This window comes from Ponticoccus litoralis (assembly GCF_039769985.1).
GTDB classification, from domain to species: domain Bacteria; phylum Pseudomonadota; class Alphaproteobacteria; order Rhodobacterales; family Rhodobacteraceae; genus Ponticoccus; species Ponticoccus litoralis.
The window spans coordinates 2,048,385-2,062,703 of sequence record NZ_JBDNCH010000002.1; the positions used below are offsets into that span (position 1 = coordinate 2,048,385).

The window sequence follows — 14,319 nt, forward strand, 5'->3', positions numbered from 1 at the left end:
GCGGGGGCCTATTCCTTTTCCATCGTGCATTGCAGCGGGTGCTGGTGGCGGCGGGCGAAGTCCATCACCTGCCCCACCTTGGTTTCCGCGATTTCGTGGCTGAAGACGCCGACCACAGCGACGCCCTTCTTGTGGACGGTCAGCATGATCTCGAAGGCCTGCGCATGGGTCATGCCGAAGAAACGCTCCAGCACGTGGACCACGAATTCCATCGGCGTATAGTCGTCGTTCAGCAGCAGCACCTTGTACAGCGGCGGGCGCTGGGTCCTTGTGCGGGTCTTGACGGCAATCGAGGCATCCCCGTCGTCATCGCTGCCGCGGGGCGGCATCGCGCTGACGGTCAACGATAGGGTCCGGGGCGTCTGTGGATCGGTCATGGGGATATTGGCACTTTGCGTTTCCGGAATTGGCCTCAGTATATAGCCTATGCGCCCCGGGCGAAAAGGGGGGCAAGGGCTTTGGGGGCATTATGACGGACAAACTCCTGACAATCGGTTTCGACGCGGACGATACGCTCTGGCACAACGAGCGGTTTTTCGAGATGACGCAGGCCCTGTTCACGTCGCTGCTGCGCGACCACGCCGACGGCGACCACCTGCAAGAGCGTCTGATCGCGGCAGAGCGGCGCAATATCGGCAGCTATGGATTTGGCGTGAAGGGATTCACCCTGTCGATGATCGAGACCGCCATAGAGGTGACCGGGGGCCGCGTGCCCGCCAGCGTGATCTCGGAAATCCTCGCCGCCGGGCGCGAGATGTTGGACCATCCGGTCGAGCTTTTGCCGCATGCCGCCGAGGCGGTCGAGGCGCTGGCCGCAAGCCACCATCTTGTTCTGATCACCAAGGGCGACCTGCTGCACCAGGAGCGCAAGCTGGCGGCCTCTGGCCTCGGGGATCGCTTCGACGGGGTCGAGATCGTGTCCGACAAGCGGCCCGAGACCTAAGCCCGCATCTTCGGCGGCACGCCCGGCGGGGTGACGGGGGCGATGATGGTCGGCAATTCGATGAAATCGGACGTGGTGCCCGCGGTGGAAGTCGGCGCATGGGGCGTGCATGTGCCCTTTTCGCTGGTCTGGGCCCTGGAAGAGGCCGAGGCCCCGGACGCGCCGCGCTATCGCGAGATCGCCGATCTGGGCGCCTTGCCGGGGCTGGTCGAGGCGCTGTCCTGAGTCGCGGGCCTTCGCCGCATTTTCGCCGCAATTCGACACAATCGCGACACATTCGCCCCCATGGTGCCCGAAGGGTGGCAGCGCCCAACATCTGGACGCGAAGTTTACGCGAATACCGTTTCTGGTCAGCCGATTGCAGTCTTCTCTTGAAGTCGTTGTCGTGCTAACCTTCGGTGAACCAAGCTGGGCAGAAGATCCGGCTGGCAGAGAATAAAGACGCCACCCGGAAAACCGGGGGTCCGAGGCAGAAAGGCGGAATATCGTGACGGGACGTCGCAGGCAGTCGCACGGGCGCAATGCGCTCTATCTATTCACGCTCATGTGGTTTGCGGTCATGCTGCCGCTCAGCGCCTTCGCGGCGCCCTATGCGGCCATGGTGATGGATGCGCGATCTGGAAAAGTCCTGCACGCGCAGAACGCGGATACACGCCTGCACCCGGCCTCCCTGACCAAGATGATGACGCTCTATATCGCCTTCGAGGCGGTGCAGAACGGCGAGCTGTCGATGGACACCTATGTGACCATCTCGAAGAATGCTGCGGCAGAGCCGCCGTCGAAGCTGGGTCTGAAGCAGGGGCAGAAGATCCAGTTGCGCTATCTCGTGCGGGCTGCGGCGATCAAATCGGCCAACGATGCCGCCACCGCCATCGGCGAGGCCATCGAGGGCTCTGAAGCGGCCTTCGCGCGCCGCATGAACCGCACGGCCAAGGCCATGGGGATGACGCGCACGACCTTCCGCAATGCCCACGGCCTGACCGAAGAGGGGCACCTGTCCACGGCGCGCGACATGTCGATCCTCGGGCGGCACGTGATCTACGACTACCCGATGTATTACAACCTCTTCGCCCGCCAGACCGCGGATGCCGGTGTGCGCACCGTGTCGCACACCAACCGTCGGCTGCTGCAGGACTACAGGGGCGCCGACGGCATCAAGACCGGCTACACCAGCGCGGCGGGCTTCAACCTGACCGCCTCTGCCGAGCGGGGCAGCCAGCGGGTCATCGCCACGGTCTTCGGCGGTCGCTCGACCGCGACGCGCAATGCCAAGGTGGCGGAGCTGCTGGATCTTGGGTTCCGCGAGGCGCCCAGCCGGGTCGCCCTGCGTGCCCCGGGCAAGCCGCCTTACCTTGGCCGTGGCGCCGGGGCCGGGGGCATCGCGGTCGCAAACAACTCTGACCCGGCGCCGGGCACCCGGGCGAAATCGGTGCGCGTGGCCTCTGCGGCGGTGACGCGCAGCCTGCGCCCGAAACAGCGCCCCGGGACCGGTGCCGCCGATGTGGCGCCTCTGGTGGCAGAGGTGCGCGACGACATCGACATGGTGCTGAAAGAGGTCACCATGACCGCCGCCGTCGTGGCAAAAGAGGCCTCGGCCCCGACTCCGGCCGCCGTTGCCGCGCCCATGGGCGTGGTCAAGCCCGTGCGCCGCCCCGAAACGGTGGTCGCCGCCGCAGCGCCCCCGCCGCGGGATACGCCGACCCCGGCGCGCGCCGCCGAGGTGGTGACCCGCGTCTCGACCTCGGGCGGGCGGCACTGGGGCATCAACCTTGGCCGCTACCCCAGCCGTTACCACGCAGAGAAAGTGCTGCTGAAGACCGCGCTGGCAGAGACCGCCACGCTGGACGGGTCGCTGCGCAAAGTGGTGCATAGCAACCGTGGCTTCGACGCGAACTTCATGGGGCTGACGCGGGAGACGGCAGAGCTGGCATGCAGACGGCTTCAGGCGCGCCGGGTCACCTGCTTCATGATCGGGCCGAGCTGACCCCCCCGGTGCAACGGCAGGGCGGCCTGATGCGGGTATGATCCCGCGACGGGCGTCAGGTCAGCGTATCAGGGATGGTGCGCCGGTAAAGCGGGCTGGTCGCCGCGTTCAGGTAGGGCGGATGGCCATGGCCGTCGGGCGGATGCCCCTCTCGGGGGGGCATTCTTGGGATCGGACCGCTTGCGCACGGGGGTGGCGTAACGCGGCGCTGCCCGTCACGGTGGCGCAAGGATCGATCCGCCTGCGCGCGGGGGTGGCGGGACGCAGGCCGCGCCCCGTCCTGCCGTCTGAAGCCGCGTCAGGCGCGCCCGTAGGCCTCGGCGATCGCGATCTGCAGGGCGTCCTTCACCGACTTGTCGGTATAGACCATCAGCTGGAACGCCGGGTAATAGCGTTCCGCCGACATCACGGCGGCGCTGATCATCGTGTCGATCTGCTCGGGCGAGGCGATATTGCCGCCCGCCAGCACCAGCCCGTATTTGTAGACCATCAGCTTGGGTTCCGCCCAGTAGCTGAAGGCACCGGCCCAGCACTGGTCGTTGACCGCGTTCAGCCCCTCGTAGAGCGCCGGAAGCCGCTCGACCGGGGGTTCCATCTCGAAGGTGCAGATCATGCGCAGGGTTTCGTCGCCGCCGGACCAGGCCAGCGTGATCGAGTAGGTGCGCCACTGCCCCTCGACCGCCATGGCGATCTGGTCGTCCGCGATGCGGTCGAATTCCCAGTCGTTGAACTCGGCGATGTGCTCGACGATGTCGATGGGATGCACGTCTTCGGTCAGATACTGCTCGGACAGGGCCATGCCTTCACCTCTTTGGTTCGTAGCGCAAGGGCTGCTCAAACCCCCCAAGCGCTTGCCGCCTGCTCTAGGGCCTGCGGAGCTTCCCCCGCGCCCTTACAAGATATGGTGCCTGTGCCGCAGGTGCCCTGTAAAGCGAAATTTTGTTGATAACTCCAATAATCTGTGGACCAATCCGATTCGTGTTCAAGATATGGGTAAAGCTTCGGCTGCGTCCTTCAGGGCCCGGGCAAAGAGCTGCTGGGACCGGCTTGGCGCGGCTTCCGGGCGGGTCATCAAGCCCACCGGTCCGGCGGTCAGGCCAAGGTCCAAGGGCAGCGCGGTCAGGCGCCCGTCGGCGCGGTCCTGCGCCACCACGCCCTCGGATATGAACCACAGCGCGTCGGTCATGCGCAGGTAGCTGCGCCCGAAGGCGCCGGACACGCAGTCGATCCGGTCGGCGAAGCTGGTCAGCCCCTGCGCCATGCACCAGCGGTCCACCAGCGGCAGGATCGCGGCGCCCTCGGGCGGGTAAAGCACCGGCCAGCGGGTCAGCGCCTCGGCGGTCAGGGGCGCCCTCCAGTGGATGGCCCGCGCGCGCGACCAGCACCACCCGCTCCTGGTGCAGCTGCATGAAAGAGACGCCCTGCATCGTCTCGGCGGCGCCCATGCGCCCGATCACCATGTCCAGCCGCCCCTCCCGCAGGTCCGCGGTCAGGGCCCCGTGCGCGCCGTCGCGCAGGTGCAGCCGGGTGTCGGGCGACAGGGCGCGGAACCGCAGCACCGCCTCGGGCATCAGCCGCGCCGCGACCGAGGGCAGGGCGCCCACGCGCAGGGCCTCGCCGCCGCCACGGCGCAGTTCCGCAACCCCGTCCAGCCCGCGCCGCAGGGCGGCAAGGCTCTGCCCGGCGAACTCATGGAAGACGCGGCCTTCCGCCGTCAGCCGCACGCCGCCCCGGTCCCGGGTCATCAGCGCGGCGCCCAGCAGGTCCTCCAGTTCCTTCAGCGTCTTCGAGACGGCGGGCTGCGTCAGGTTCAGCTCGGCGCAAGCGGCCTTCAGGCTGCCCAGCCGCGCGATGGCCAGAAAGCACTCCACATGCCGCAGCTTGATCCGCCGGTCTATCATCTGACTTTCCATTTTGGTTAAGTAAGTGGCCTGATATCTCATTTTACATCTGCATTCCAGACAGTATCTACTGGCGCAAAGGGAAGGAGATCTTCATGCGCACGCAGGTCTGTATCATCGGCGGAGGGCCGTCCGGGCTGCTTCTGGGCCAGCTTCTGCACCGTCAGGGCATCGAGACGGTCATCCTTGAACGCAAGACCAAGGACTATGTCCTCGGTCGCATCCGCGCGGGCATCCTCGAACGCGGCACCGTCGGGCTGATGCGCGAGGCCGGTGTCGGCGCGCGCATGGACCGCGAGTGCTTTGTCCATGACGGCACGGTGATCTCCTACGGCGACGACCAGTTCCGCATCGACTTCACCGAGCACACCGGCAGCCATGTCGTGGTCTACGGCCAGACAGAGATGACCCGCGACCTCTACGAGGCGCGCGAAGCGGTCGGAGCGCCGATTGTCTACGAGGCCGAGGGCGTCACGATCCACGGCGCCGACAGCGACGCGGCCCATGTGACCTATGTGAAGGACGGGACCGAGCACCGGATCGACTGCGATTTCATCGCCGGCTGCGACGGTTTCCATGGCGTCAGCCGTCAGGCGATCCCATTGAGCACCCGGCGCGAATACGAAAAGATCTACCCCTTCGGCTGGCTGGGCGTGCTGTCGGAAACGCCCCCGTGCACGAGGAACTGATCTACGCCGGGTCAGAGCGCGGTTTCGCGCTGTGTTCCATGCGCAATGCCAACCTCAGCCGCTACTATATCCAGTGTTCGCTGTCCGACAGCCCCTCCGACTGGACCGATGCCGCCTTCTGGCAGGAACTGAAGCGCCGCATCCCCGGGGAACACGCCGAGGCGCTGGTCACCGGCCCCACCATCGAGAAAAGCATCGCGCCGCTGCGGTCTTTCGTGACCGAACCGATGCGCTGGGGGCGCCTGTTCCTCTGCGGTGACGCCGCCCATATCGTGCCGCCCACCGGCGCCAAGGGGCTGAACACGGCGGCCAGCGATGTACACTACCTGTATACCGGGTTGACGCAGCATTATCAGGGCGATGACGAGGGGCTTGACCGCTACTCGGAACGCGCGCTGGCGCGGGTCTGGAAGGCCGAGCGCTTCAGCTGGTCGATGACCAACCTGCTGCACCGCTACCCGGACATGTCGCCTTTCGACATCAAGATGCAGCAGGCCGATGTCGCCTTCCTCAGGTCCAACACGCAGGCGCAATCGGTTCTGGCCCAGAACTACATCGGCCTGCCATACTGACCCCCGGAGGAGACCCATGACCAACCGTTTCGATACCGGCATGACGGTGCGCCGCCGCGTTCTCGGCGAGGCCCATGTCGACCGCGCCGAGGCCGCGAAGACCGACTTCGACGCGCCCTTTCAGGAAATGATCACCGAAAGCGCCTGGGGCACGGTCTGGGCCTCGGATCGCATCTCGGACCGCGAACGGTCCATGCTGACGCTGGCGCTGCTGGCGGCGACCGGCAATTTCGAGGAAATCCCGATGCACATCCGCGCCACCGCCCGCACCGGGGCGACGAAGGCCGATGTGGCCGAGGCCTTCCAGCATGTCGCCATCTATGCCGGTGTGCCGCGCGCCAACCACGCGCTGAAGCTGGCGAAACAGACCTACGCCGAGATGGAACAGGACTAAGCCGGGAAACGCGCAAGACCCCGGACCCGAGGAGGACCCGATGATCAACGGATACACCGCGCGCGACCGCGCATGGCACCCGCCTGCGCTGACGCCGCTCTACAAGACCAGCGTGGCGCGCTCGCCGCGCTTCGCGCCGCTGGGCCACGCGACCTCGGCCTCGGAAGAGACCGGTCCGGTCTTCGGCCACGACATCCTCGGGCCGAAGGACAACGACCTGATCACCAACTTCGCGGCGCCCGGCGAGATGGCCATCGGCCCGCGCATCGTGGTGCAGGGCCATGTCCGCGACGAATTCGGCCGCCCGGTGCCGCATACGCTGGTCGAGGTCTGGCAGGCCAATGCGGGCGGGCGCTATCGCCACAAGAAAGAGGGCTACCTCGCGCCGCTCGACCCGAACTTCGGCGGCTGCGGTCGCTGCATCACCGACGAGAACGGCTTCTACGAGTTCCTGACGGTCAAGCCCGGGCCCTATCCACGGCCCAACGGCCCGGACGACTGGCGGCCCGCGCATATCCACCTCTCGGTCTTCGGCCATTCCTTCGCGCAGCGGCTGATCACGCAGCTGTACTTCGAGGGCGACCCGATGATCTGGCAATGCCCCATCGTCGGCACGATCCCCTCGAAAGAGGCCATCGAAGGCCTGATCGCCCGGCTCGACCGCAGCAATTCCCTGCCGATGAACGCGCTCTGCTACCAGTTTGACATCACCCTGCGCGGCCGCCGCCAGACCATGTTCGAAAACCGCCCGGAGGGACTGTGATGATCCGCGCCAAGGAAACCGCCTCGCAGACCGCCGGACCCTATGTCCACATCGGCTGCACCCCCAATTTCCTCGGGATCGAGGGCATCTTCCCCGAGGATCTCGGTACGCGGATGATCACCGGCGAGCCTGCAGGCGAACGCATCACCGTGACCGGATCGGTCATCGACGGTGCGGGCAATGTGCTGAAGGACGCGCTGGTCGAGATCTGGCAGGCCGATGCGGCGGGGAAATTCCCCGGCCAGGGCGGCGCCGAGGGTTTCACCGGCTGGGGCCGCAGCCCCGGCGACATGGAGACCGGCGAGTTCACCTTCGAAACCCTGAAACCGGGCCGCGTCGCCTGGCACGACGGTCGCCCGCAGGCGCCCCACATCACCGTCTGGGTGGTGGCGCGCGGCATCAACCTCGGCCTGCACACGCGGATCTACTTCCCCGACGAGGAAGCCGCCAATGCCGAGGATCCGATCCTGCAACGGGTCGAACACCGACAGCGCATCAAGACCCTGATCGCCCGGAAGACCCCGGAAGGCTATCGCTTCGACATCCGCCTTCAGGGCGAGGACGAAACCATCTTCTTCGACATCTGATCCCCGGTGTCCCACGGCAGGGGGACGCGCGCCCCCTGCTTCTTCTTGGCCCAAATACCTCCTGCAACGCGGCCCCCAACGCCCGGCCCGCCCCCTTGCACCCCGCCCGCATCCGCCGCAGGGTGCCGCCCAAAAACGAAGGAGCGCCCCTATATGACCAAACCCTGCATCATCTGCGTTGCCATCACCGGCTCTGTCCCCCGCAAGTCGGACAATCCGGCGGTCCCGGTGACGATCGAAGAGCAGATCGAAAGCACGCAGGCGGCCTTCGAGGCGGGCGCCTCCATCGCCCATTGCCACGTCCGCGACGAGGACGAGACCCCGACCTCCGACCCCGAGCGTTTCGCCCGTCTCAAGGAAGGGCTGGAAAAGCACTGCCCGGGCATGATCGTGCAGCTGTCGACCGGTGGCCGCTCCGGCGCCGGTCAGGCGCGCGGCGGCATGCTGCCGCTGCGACCCGACATGGCCTCCCTGTCGGTCGGGTCGAACAACTTCCCGAGCCGCGTCTACGAGAACCCGCCGGATCTGGTGGACTGGCTGGCCGCCGAGATGAAGACCTATGAGGTCAAGCCCGAGATCGAGGCCTTCGACCTCAGCCACATCTTCAAGGCCGCCGAGATGAACCGCGACGGGCGCATCCCCGGCAAGCTCTACGTGCAGTTCGTCATGGGCGTGAAGAACGCCATGCCCTGCGACCGCGAGGTCTTCGACTATTACATCAAGACCGTGCAGCGGCTGGTGCCGGATGCCGAATGGTGCGCCGCGGGCATCGGGCGCCACCGAGGTCGAGGTCAACGAATGGTGCATCGCCGCCGGCGGCCACACCCGCACCGGGCTGGAGGACAACGTGCGCTGGGACAAGCAGACGCTGGCTCCGTCGAACGCGGCGCTGGTGCAGCGCGCGGTGGACCTGTGCGAGAAATACGAGCGCCCCGTGGCCACATGGCAGCAGGCCCGCGAGATCCTCGGACTGCGGGCGGTCTGACAGCGCTTGGCGCGCCTTTCCGCATCGACGGAAAGGCGCCTTCCCCGGATCGCGGGCGCCCCTTGGCGGCGGAGGAGGGGGCTCTGCCCCCGCTGCGCTCCCCGAGGGTATTTGGACCAAGAAGAAGCAGGGGCGGGCGCGCAGGTCTGCCCGGGCCGCTGTGGCGCGCGCGGGTTAACGCAATGGTAACACTGGGTGGTGCAGCATGGGGCATGCGACTGGTTTCTCTCCTGTTGTGCCTCGGTCTCGCCGCCTGCGATGCGGCGGGGCCGGGGTTTCGCGGCGCCGAGAGGGTGGTCAGCCGGGTCGAAGGCAGCACCTTCACCCTGCGCATTCGCGGCGACATGGCCGAGGCGATCCGGACCTCGCCCGAGGCCTTCCCGCTGTTCCGGACCGTGGCGCGCAGGGCCGCCATCGCCGCGCAGGTGAAGACCGGCTGCCGCGCCGACTGGGTGCAGGGCGACCCTGCGATGATGCTGATCGGGCTGGCCTGCGAGGGGCGCAGGCCACCCAAGATCCCGAAGGCACGCCGCGACCTCTATTGCGACCTCAGCGCCTTTACGCTGCGTGACGGGATCGGCAGCGGGGCGCTGGCATGCCAGAGGGTATAGTCCCCACGCGTGGATGTGACCGCGATATCTTGTGGAAAAGCCGTGATCGACGTCCAGATACGCCCCCGCCGCCGTTGACAGCTTCGGCCCGAGATCCGCACCCTGATCCGAACCGAGGGAATCGGAGCAGGCAGGTGCAGTTCACAAAACTCCGGCTTACGGGCTTCAAGAGCTTCGTCGATCCGACGGACCTGATCATCGCGCGCGGGCTGACCGGCGTGGTCGGGCCGAACGGCTGCGGCAAGTCCAACCTGCTGGAGGCGCTGCGCTGGGTCATGGGCGAGACCCGCGCCAAGGCCATGCGCGGCGGCGGGATGGAGGACGTGATCTTTGCCGGGGCCGCGACCCGGCCCGCCCGCAATTTCGCCGAGGTCTGCCTGACCATCGACAATGCCGACCGTCTTGCCCCCGCCGGGTTCAACGAGACCGACCAGCTGGAAATCGTGCGCCGCATCACCCGCGACGTGGGCTCTGCCTACAAGGTCAACGCCAAGGACGTGCGGGCGCGCGACGTGCAGATGCTCTTTGCCGATGCGGCGACGGGGGCGACCTCTCCGGCGCTGGTGCGGCAGGGGCAGATCTCGGAACTGATCAACGCCAAGCCCAAGAACCGCCGCAAGGTGCTGGAGGATGCCGCCGGGATCGGCGGTCTTTACCAGCGCCGCCACGAAGCGGAGCTGAAGCTGAACAGCGCCGAGCAGAACCTCTTGCGCGTCGACGACGTGGTCGAGCAGCTGGCCGCGCAGCTGGCGCAACTGGCGCGGCAGGCCAAGCAGGCGGCGCGCTACCGCGCCATCGGCGAGGAGTTGCGGCAGGCCGAGGGTCTGTTGCTGTACCGCCGCTGGCGCGAGGCCGACGAGACGCGCTCGGCCGCCGAGGCCGCCCTGCGCGAGACCATCACCGCCGCCGCCCGGGCCGAGACCGCCGCCCGCGAGGCCGAGACCCTGCGCGCCACGCAGGAAGAGGCCCTGCCGCCGCTGCGCGAGGAAGAGGCCATCGCCGCCGCGATCCTGCAGCGCCTGACCGTGCAGCGCGACGCGCTTGGCGATCAGGAAAGGCAGGCGCAGGACCGCATTGCCACGCTGACCAAGCGCATCGAGCAGCTGGCCCGCGACATGGAGCGCGAGGCCGGGCTGAACCGCGACGCGGGCGAGACCATCGAGCGCCTCGAGTGGGAGGCGAAGGAGCTGGCCAAGGCCGCTGACGGCCACGACGACCGGCTGGCCGAGGCGCAGGAGATGGCGTCGGACGCGGCGACGGTGCTGCACGAACGCGAGGCGGAGCTTTCGGCGCAGACCGAGGACGTGGCCCGCCTTGCCGCCCGCCACCAGTCGGCGCAGCGCTTCCTTGCGGATTGCCGCAAGACGCTGGACCGGACGGAAGCCGAGGCCGCCAAGGCCCGCGCCGCCGTCACCCAGGCCCGCGAGACGCTGGAGACCGGCACCGAGGCCGCAGAGCGCGCGCATTTTGCGCAGGAGCATGCCGCCGAGATGGCCGAGCAGGCCGAGGTTGCCCTGTCCGAGGCCGAGAGCGCCCGCGCCGAGACGCAGGGGTGCGAGGCCGAGGCGCGGGGCGAGGAGATCCAGCGCCGAGGGCGAGCTGAACGCGCTCTCCGCCGAGGTGACGGCGCTGGCGCGGCTGCTGGATCGCGACACCGCCGAGGGCGGGCAGATCCTCGACCGGTTGCAGGTGGAACAGGGCTTTGAAAAGGCGCTGGGGGCGGCGCTGGCCGACGATCTGCGCGCGCCCGAGGTGGCCGGCGACGGCCCGACCGGCTGGCTGGTGCTGCCCGCCTACGATGCCTCGCAGCCGCTGCCGCAGGGCGTGACCGCGCTGACGCAGCATGTCTCGGTTCCCGATGTGCTGCAGCGGCGCATGTCGCAGATCGGTCTTGTCGATGCCGAGGCCGGGCCGCGCCTGCAACCGCTTCTGCAACCCGGGCAGCGGCTGGTCTCGTTGGAGGGCGATCTCTGGCGCTGGGACGGCTTCCGTGCATGGGCCGAGGATCAGCCCTCTGCCGCCGCGCTGCGGCTGGAACAGCTGAACCGGCTGGAGGCGCTGCGGCAGGAAATGACCGAGGCCGAGAACCGGCTGGAGGGCGCCCGCTCGGCCCACGAGGCCTTGGTGGCGCGGCTGGCCGAGCTGACGCGCGCCGACAGGGATGCCCGCGACGCCCGGCGCAGCGCCGATCAGGCCCTGACGGAGGCCACCCGCGCGCTGAACCGCGCCGAGAACGACCGGGATCTGGCCGAGAGCCGCCCGGAGAACGCCACGCTGGCGGTGAAACGCTATGAGGACGAGGCCAGCGCCGCGCGCGGGCAATTGCTGGAGGCCGAGCGCGCGCAGGCGGGGCTGGAGGACCTGGACGAGGCCCGCGCCCGCGCCGAGGACGTCAAGCTGACGGTCGAGGCGGCGCGCATGACGATGATGGCCCGCCGCTCTGCCGCCGACGAGTTGCGGCGCGAGGGCGAGGCCCGCAAGGGCCGGTCGCAGCAGGTGACGAAAGAGCTTTCGGGCTGGCGCCACCGTCTGGAGACCGCCGAGAAGCGCGCGCAGGAACTGGCAGAGCGCAAGGCGGGCGCGGAGGACGAGCTGGCGGCGGCCTCGGAGGTGCCCGGGGAACTGGCGGCGAAGCGGGCCGAGATGTCGGACTCGATCGCCGAGGCCGAAGAGCGCCGGGGCGTCGCCGCCGATGCGCTGGCCTCTGCCGAAACGGCGCTGCGGGCCACCATCGCGTCCGAGCGCGACGCAGAGCGGCTGGCCGGTGAGGCCCGCGAGGGGCGCGCCCGCGCCGAGGCCCGGGCCGAGGCCGCGCGCGAGACCGTCGCCGCCGCCGCCGAGCGCATATTCGAGGAGATGGAGGTCACGCCCGCGCAGCTTCTGGAAAAGCTGGACGTGGACCCGGACCAGACGCCGCCCGCCGATGCGATGGAGCAGGAGGTCAGCCGCCTGAAGCGCCAGCGCGACGCCCTGGGCGCGGTCAACCTGCGCGCCGAGGAGGACGCCCGCGCGGTGCAGGAAGAGCATGACGCGCTGGTCGCCGAGAAGGCCGACCTGGAAGAAGCGATCCGCACCCTGCGCAATGGCATCGCCTCGCTGAACCGCGAGGGCCGCGAGCGCCTGCTGACCGCCTTCGAGCAGGTGAATTCGAACTTCACCATGCTGTTCACCCACCTCTTCGGCGGCGGCGAGGCGAACCTTGTCATGGTCGAATCCGACGATCCGCTGGAGGCCGGGCTGGAGATCATGTGCCAGCCGCCGGGCAAGAAGCTGTCGACGCTTTCGCTGATGTCGGGCGGCGAGCAGACGCTGACCTGTCTGGCGCTGATCTTCGCGGTCTTCATGGCCAACCCCTCGCCGATCTGCGTGCTGGACGAGGTCGACGCGCCGCTGGACGACGCCAACGTCACGCGCTTCTGCGACATGCTGGACGAGATGTGCCGCCGGACCGAGACGCGCTTCCTGATCATCACCCACCACGCGGTGACCATGGCGCGGATGGACCGGCTGTTCGGCGTGACCATGCAGGAACAGGGTGTGTCGCAGCTGGTCTCGGTCGATCTCAAGCGGGCCGAGAGACTGGTGGCGTGACGGGCGGCCCTGACGGGCCGAAGCCGGGTATTTTTACCAAGAAGAAGCAGGGGGCGCGATCGGGGAGACCGCGCCTTAAGGTTTTTTTGACAGGGAAGGCGGGCGGGGTCAGTCGCAGATCGCCTTCAGCGCCTGCCACTCGGCCTTGTTGAGGATGGGCCTGGTGTCGTTCTGTGTTCCGGCGAAGGCGCGGGCGGCCTCGGCCCTGCCCCGGGTCATCGGGTGGGACGAGAGGTATTCCGGGACCGAGAGGCCCATTTCCTGCTGCATCTCGTCGATGATGCCGAAGAAGTCGGCAAGGCCCTCGGCGCTGGTATCCGCGCTGGCCAGCATCTGCAGGGCGAAGGCATCGGCGGCGGTCTCGGCCTCGCGGGTGTAGCTGGTCGAGAGCAGGTGTTCGCCGATCACCGCGACGGCGGCGCCGCCGGTGAAATCGCCGAGGAACATGGTCAGGAGGCCCGCCGAGCCCGCGGCGCGCAGGGCGTGGCGGGTGGCGTCGCGGGATTCGACATGGCCGATTTCATGCGCCAGCACACCCGCCACCTCGTCGGGGCTGTCGGCCCTGTCGAGCAGCCCGCGCAGGATGACGACCTGCCCGCCGGGGGCGGCGAAGGCATTGACCATCTCGTGGTCGAAGACCGAGAGGTTGACCTCGTATTGCATGTCCTGGCTGGCGGTCAGCCGCGCCAGCATCCGATCCAGCGCCGCCCGCCCGGCCGGATTGTTGCAGCGGAACCCGCTTGTGCCGCGCCCGCCGAGGAAGCGTTCCATCTGGCCGACGACGGTCTTGCCGAAGGCGACCTCGCGTTCCACCGGGATCACACCCGCCAGCGTATTTGCCATGGCGGGCAGGATCACGAAGAGCAGCAGCAGCGCGGCGGTGACGGCGCCCGCCGTATAGGTCAGCACCTTGCGGGCCGTGCCCGGGCGGACGTCGCGGCGGAAGAGGCCGGGCCGGGTGCGGTGCATCCAGTCGATCAGCGCCGGGTCGAGGATCACCAGCCGCGCCGGGTCGCGCGGGGCCTCGTCGTCGGTCGGGGCCATGCGGGTCAGGGTCAGCCGCGCCTTGTCCTGCGTGTCGGCCAGCGCGCGCAGGTCCATCAGCCGCCAGCGCAGCGGGTCCGGCAGGGTCTCGCCCTCGATCAGCAGCGCCTGACGGTCGTCCGAGAGGGCGACACGCACCGCGTGCCGCCCCGCCGTCAGACCGTCGTAGAAATGGGCCGTGGTGCCTTGCATGCCTGTCCCCCGCTCAGATCGCGCCGCCGATATCCAGCGCATCGGCAAAGCCCTCGGCGTCGA

At 68.4% G+C, this 14,319-nt stretch carries 10 protein-coding genes and 4 pseudogenes; 10 read left to right on the forward strand and 4 right to left on the reverse strand.

What is annotated here, in order from left to right:
- Positions 1-8 precede the first annotated feature (8 nt).
- Entirely contained in the window at positions 9-329 is a 321-nt protein-coding gene (gene clpS, locus ABFB10_RS11050; RefSeq protein WP_023851182.1) for an ATP-dependent Clp protease adapter ClpS, read from the reverse strand.
- A gap of 140 nt (positions 330-469) precedes the next feature.
- On the opposite strand from clpS, the pseudogene ABFB10_RS11055 reads away from it, so the two are divergent.
- A pseudogene (locus ABFB10_RS11055) lies at positions 470-1,168 on the forward strand (HAD family hydrolase).
- A gap of 319 nt (positions 1,169-1,487) precedes the next feature.
- Positions 1,488-2,927, forward strand: a complete 1,440-nt coding sequence (locus ABFB10_RS11060; protein ID WP_347167998.1) for a D-alanyl-D-alanine carboxypeptidase family protein — start codon at positions 1,488-1,490, stop codon at positions 2,925-2,927.
- Positions 2,928-3,225: 298 nt separating this feature from the next.
- Here ABFB10_RS11060 and ABFB10_RS11065 read toward each other — a convergent pair whose 3' ends face one another.
- Positions 3,226-3,726 (reverse strand): type III secretion system chaperone family protein, encoded by a 501-nt coding sequence (locus tag ABFB10_RS11065; protein ID WP_023851179.1) that lies wholly within the window; start codon positions 3,724-3,726, stop codon positions 3,226-3,228.
- Between the two features lie 183 nt (positions 3,727-3,909).
- Positions 3,910-4,870 (reverse strand): annotated as a pseudogene (gene pcaQ / locus ABFB10_RS24100) (pca operon transcription factor PcaQ).
- A gap of 53 nt (positions 4,871-4,923) precedes the next feature.
- Here pcaQ and pobA point away from each other — a divergent pair.
- The 8 genes and pseudogenes from pobA to ABFB10_RS24110 all read left to right on the forward strand — a co-directional run bounded on the left by pobA (position 4,924) and on the right by ABFB10_RS24110 (position 13,020).
- Positions 4,924-6,089 (forward strand): annotated as a pseudogene (gene pobA / locus ABFB10_RS11080) (4-hydroxybenzoate 3-monooxygenase).
- A 16-nt stretch (positions 6,090-6,105) separates the two neighbouring features.
- The gene (pcaC, locus tag ABFB10_RS11085; RefSeq protein WP_206563126.1) at positions 6,106-6,483 is read left to right on the forward strand and encodes a 4-carboxymuconolactone decarboxylase; all 378 of its coding nucleotides are present in this window, start codon (positions 6,106-6,108) and stop codon (positions 6,481-6,483) included.
- A gap of 40 nt (positions 6,484-6,523) precedes the next feature.
- Complete coding sequence (gene pcaH / locus ABFB10_RS11090; protein ID WP_347166571.1) at positions 6,524-7,246, forward strand: protocatechuate 3,4-dioxygenase subunit beta; 723 nt, start codon at positions 6,524-6,526, stop codon at positions 7,244-7,246.
- Positions 7,246-7,833 carry a protocatechuate 3,4-dioxygenase subunit alpha gene (gene pcaG, locus ABFB10_RS11095; RefSeq protein WP_347166572.1) on the forward strand — a complete coding sequence of 196 codons (588 nt, stop codon included), beginning with the start codon at positions 7,246-7,248 and terminating at the stop codon, positions 7,831-7,833. The genes pcaH and pcaG overlap by 1 nt, the downstream gene beginning before the upstream one ends.
- A 153-nt stretch (positions 7,834-7,986) precedes the next feature.
- A pseudogene (locus ABFB10_RS11100) lies at positions 7,987-8,818 on the forward strand (3-oxoadipate:acetyl-CoA acetyltransferase).
- Positions 8,819-9,030: 212 nt separating this feature from the next.
- Positions 9,031-9,429 (forward strand): hypothetical protein, encoded by a 399-nt coding sequence (locus tag ABFB10_RS11105; RefSeq protein ID WP_347166573.1) that lies wholly within the window; start codon positions 9,031-9,033, stop codon positions 9,427-9,429.
- 134 nt (positions 9,430-9,563) lie between these two features.
- Positions 9,564-11,135: an AAA family ATPase gene (locus ABFB10_RS24105; RefSeq protein WP_430523008.1), complete on the forward strand. Its 1,572-nt coding sequence runs from the start codon at positions 9,564-9,566 to the stop codon at positions 11,133-11,135.
- On the forward strand, positions 11,050-13,020 hold the full coding sequence (locus ABFB10_RS24110; RefSeq protein ID WP_430523009.1) for a hypothetical protein: 1,971 nt from the start codon (positions 11,050-11,052) through the stop codon (positions 13,018-13,020). Before ABFB10_RS24105 ends, ABFB10_RS24110 begins: the two co-directional genes overlap by 86 nt.
- A gap of 108 nt (positions 13,021-13,128) precedes the next feature.
- Here the strand turns inward: ABFB10_RS24110 and ABFB10_RS11115 are convergent, their stop codons facing one another.
- Positions 13,129-14,256 carry a M48 family metallopeptidase gene (locus tag ABFB10_RS11115; RefSeq protein WP_347166574.1) on the reverse strand — a complete coding sequence of 376 codons (1,128 nt, stop codon included), beginning with the start codon at positions 14,254-14,256 and terminating at the stop codon, positions 13,129-13,131.
- Positions 14,257-14,319: the final 63 nt, after the last annotated feature.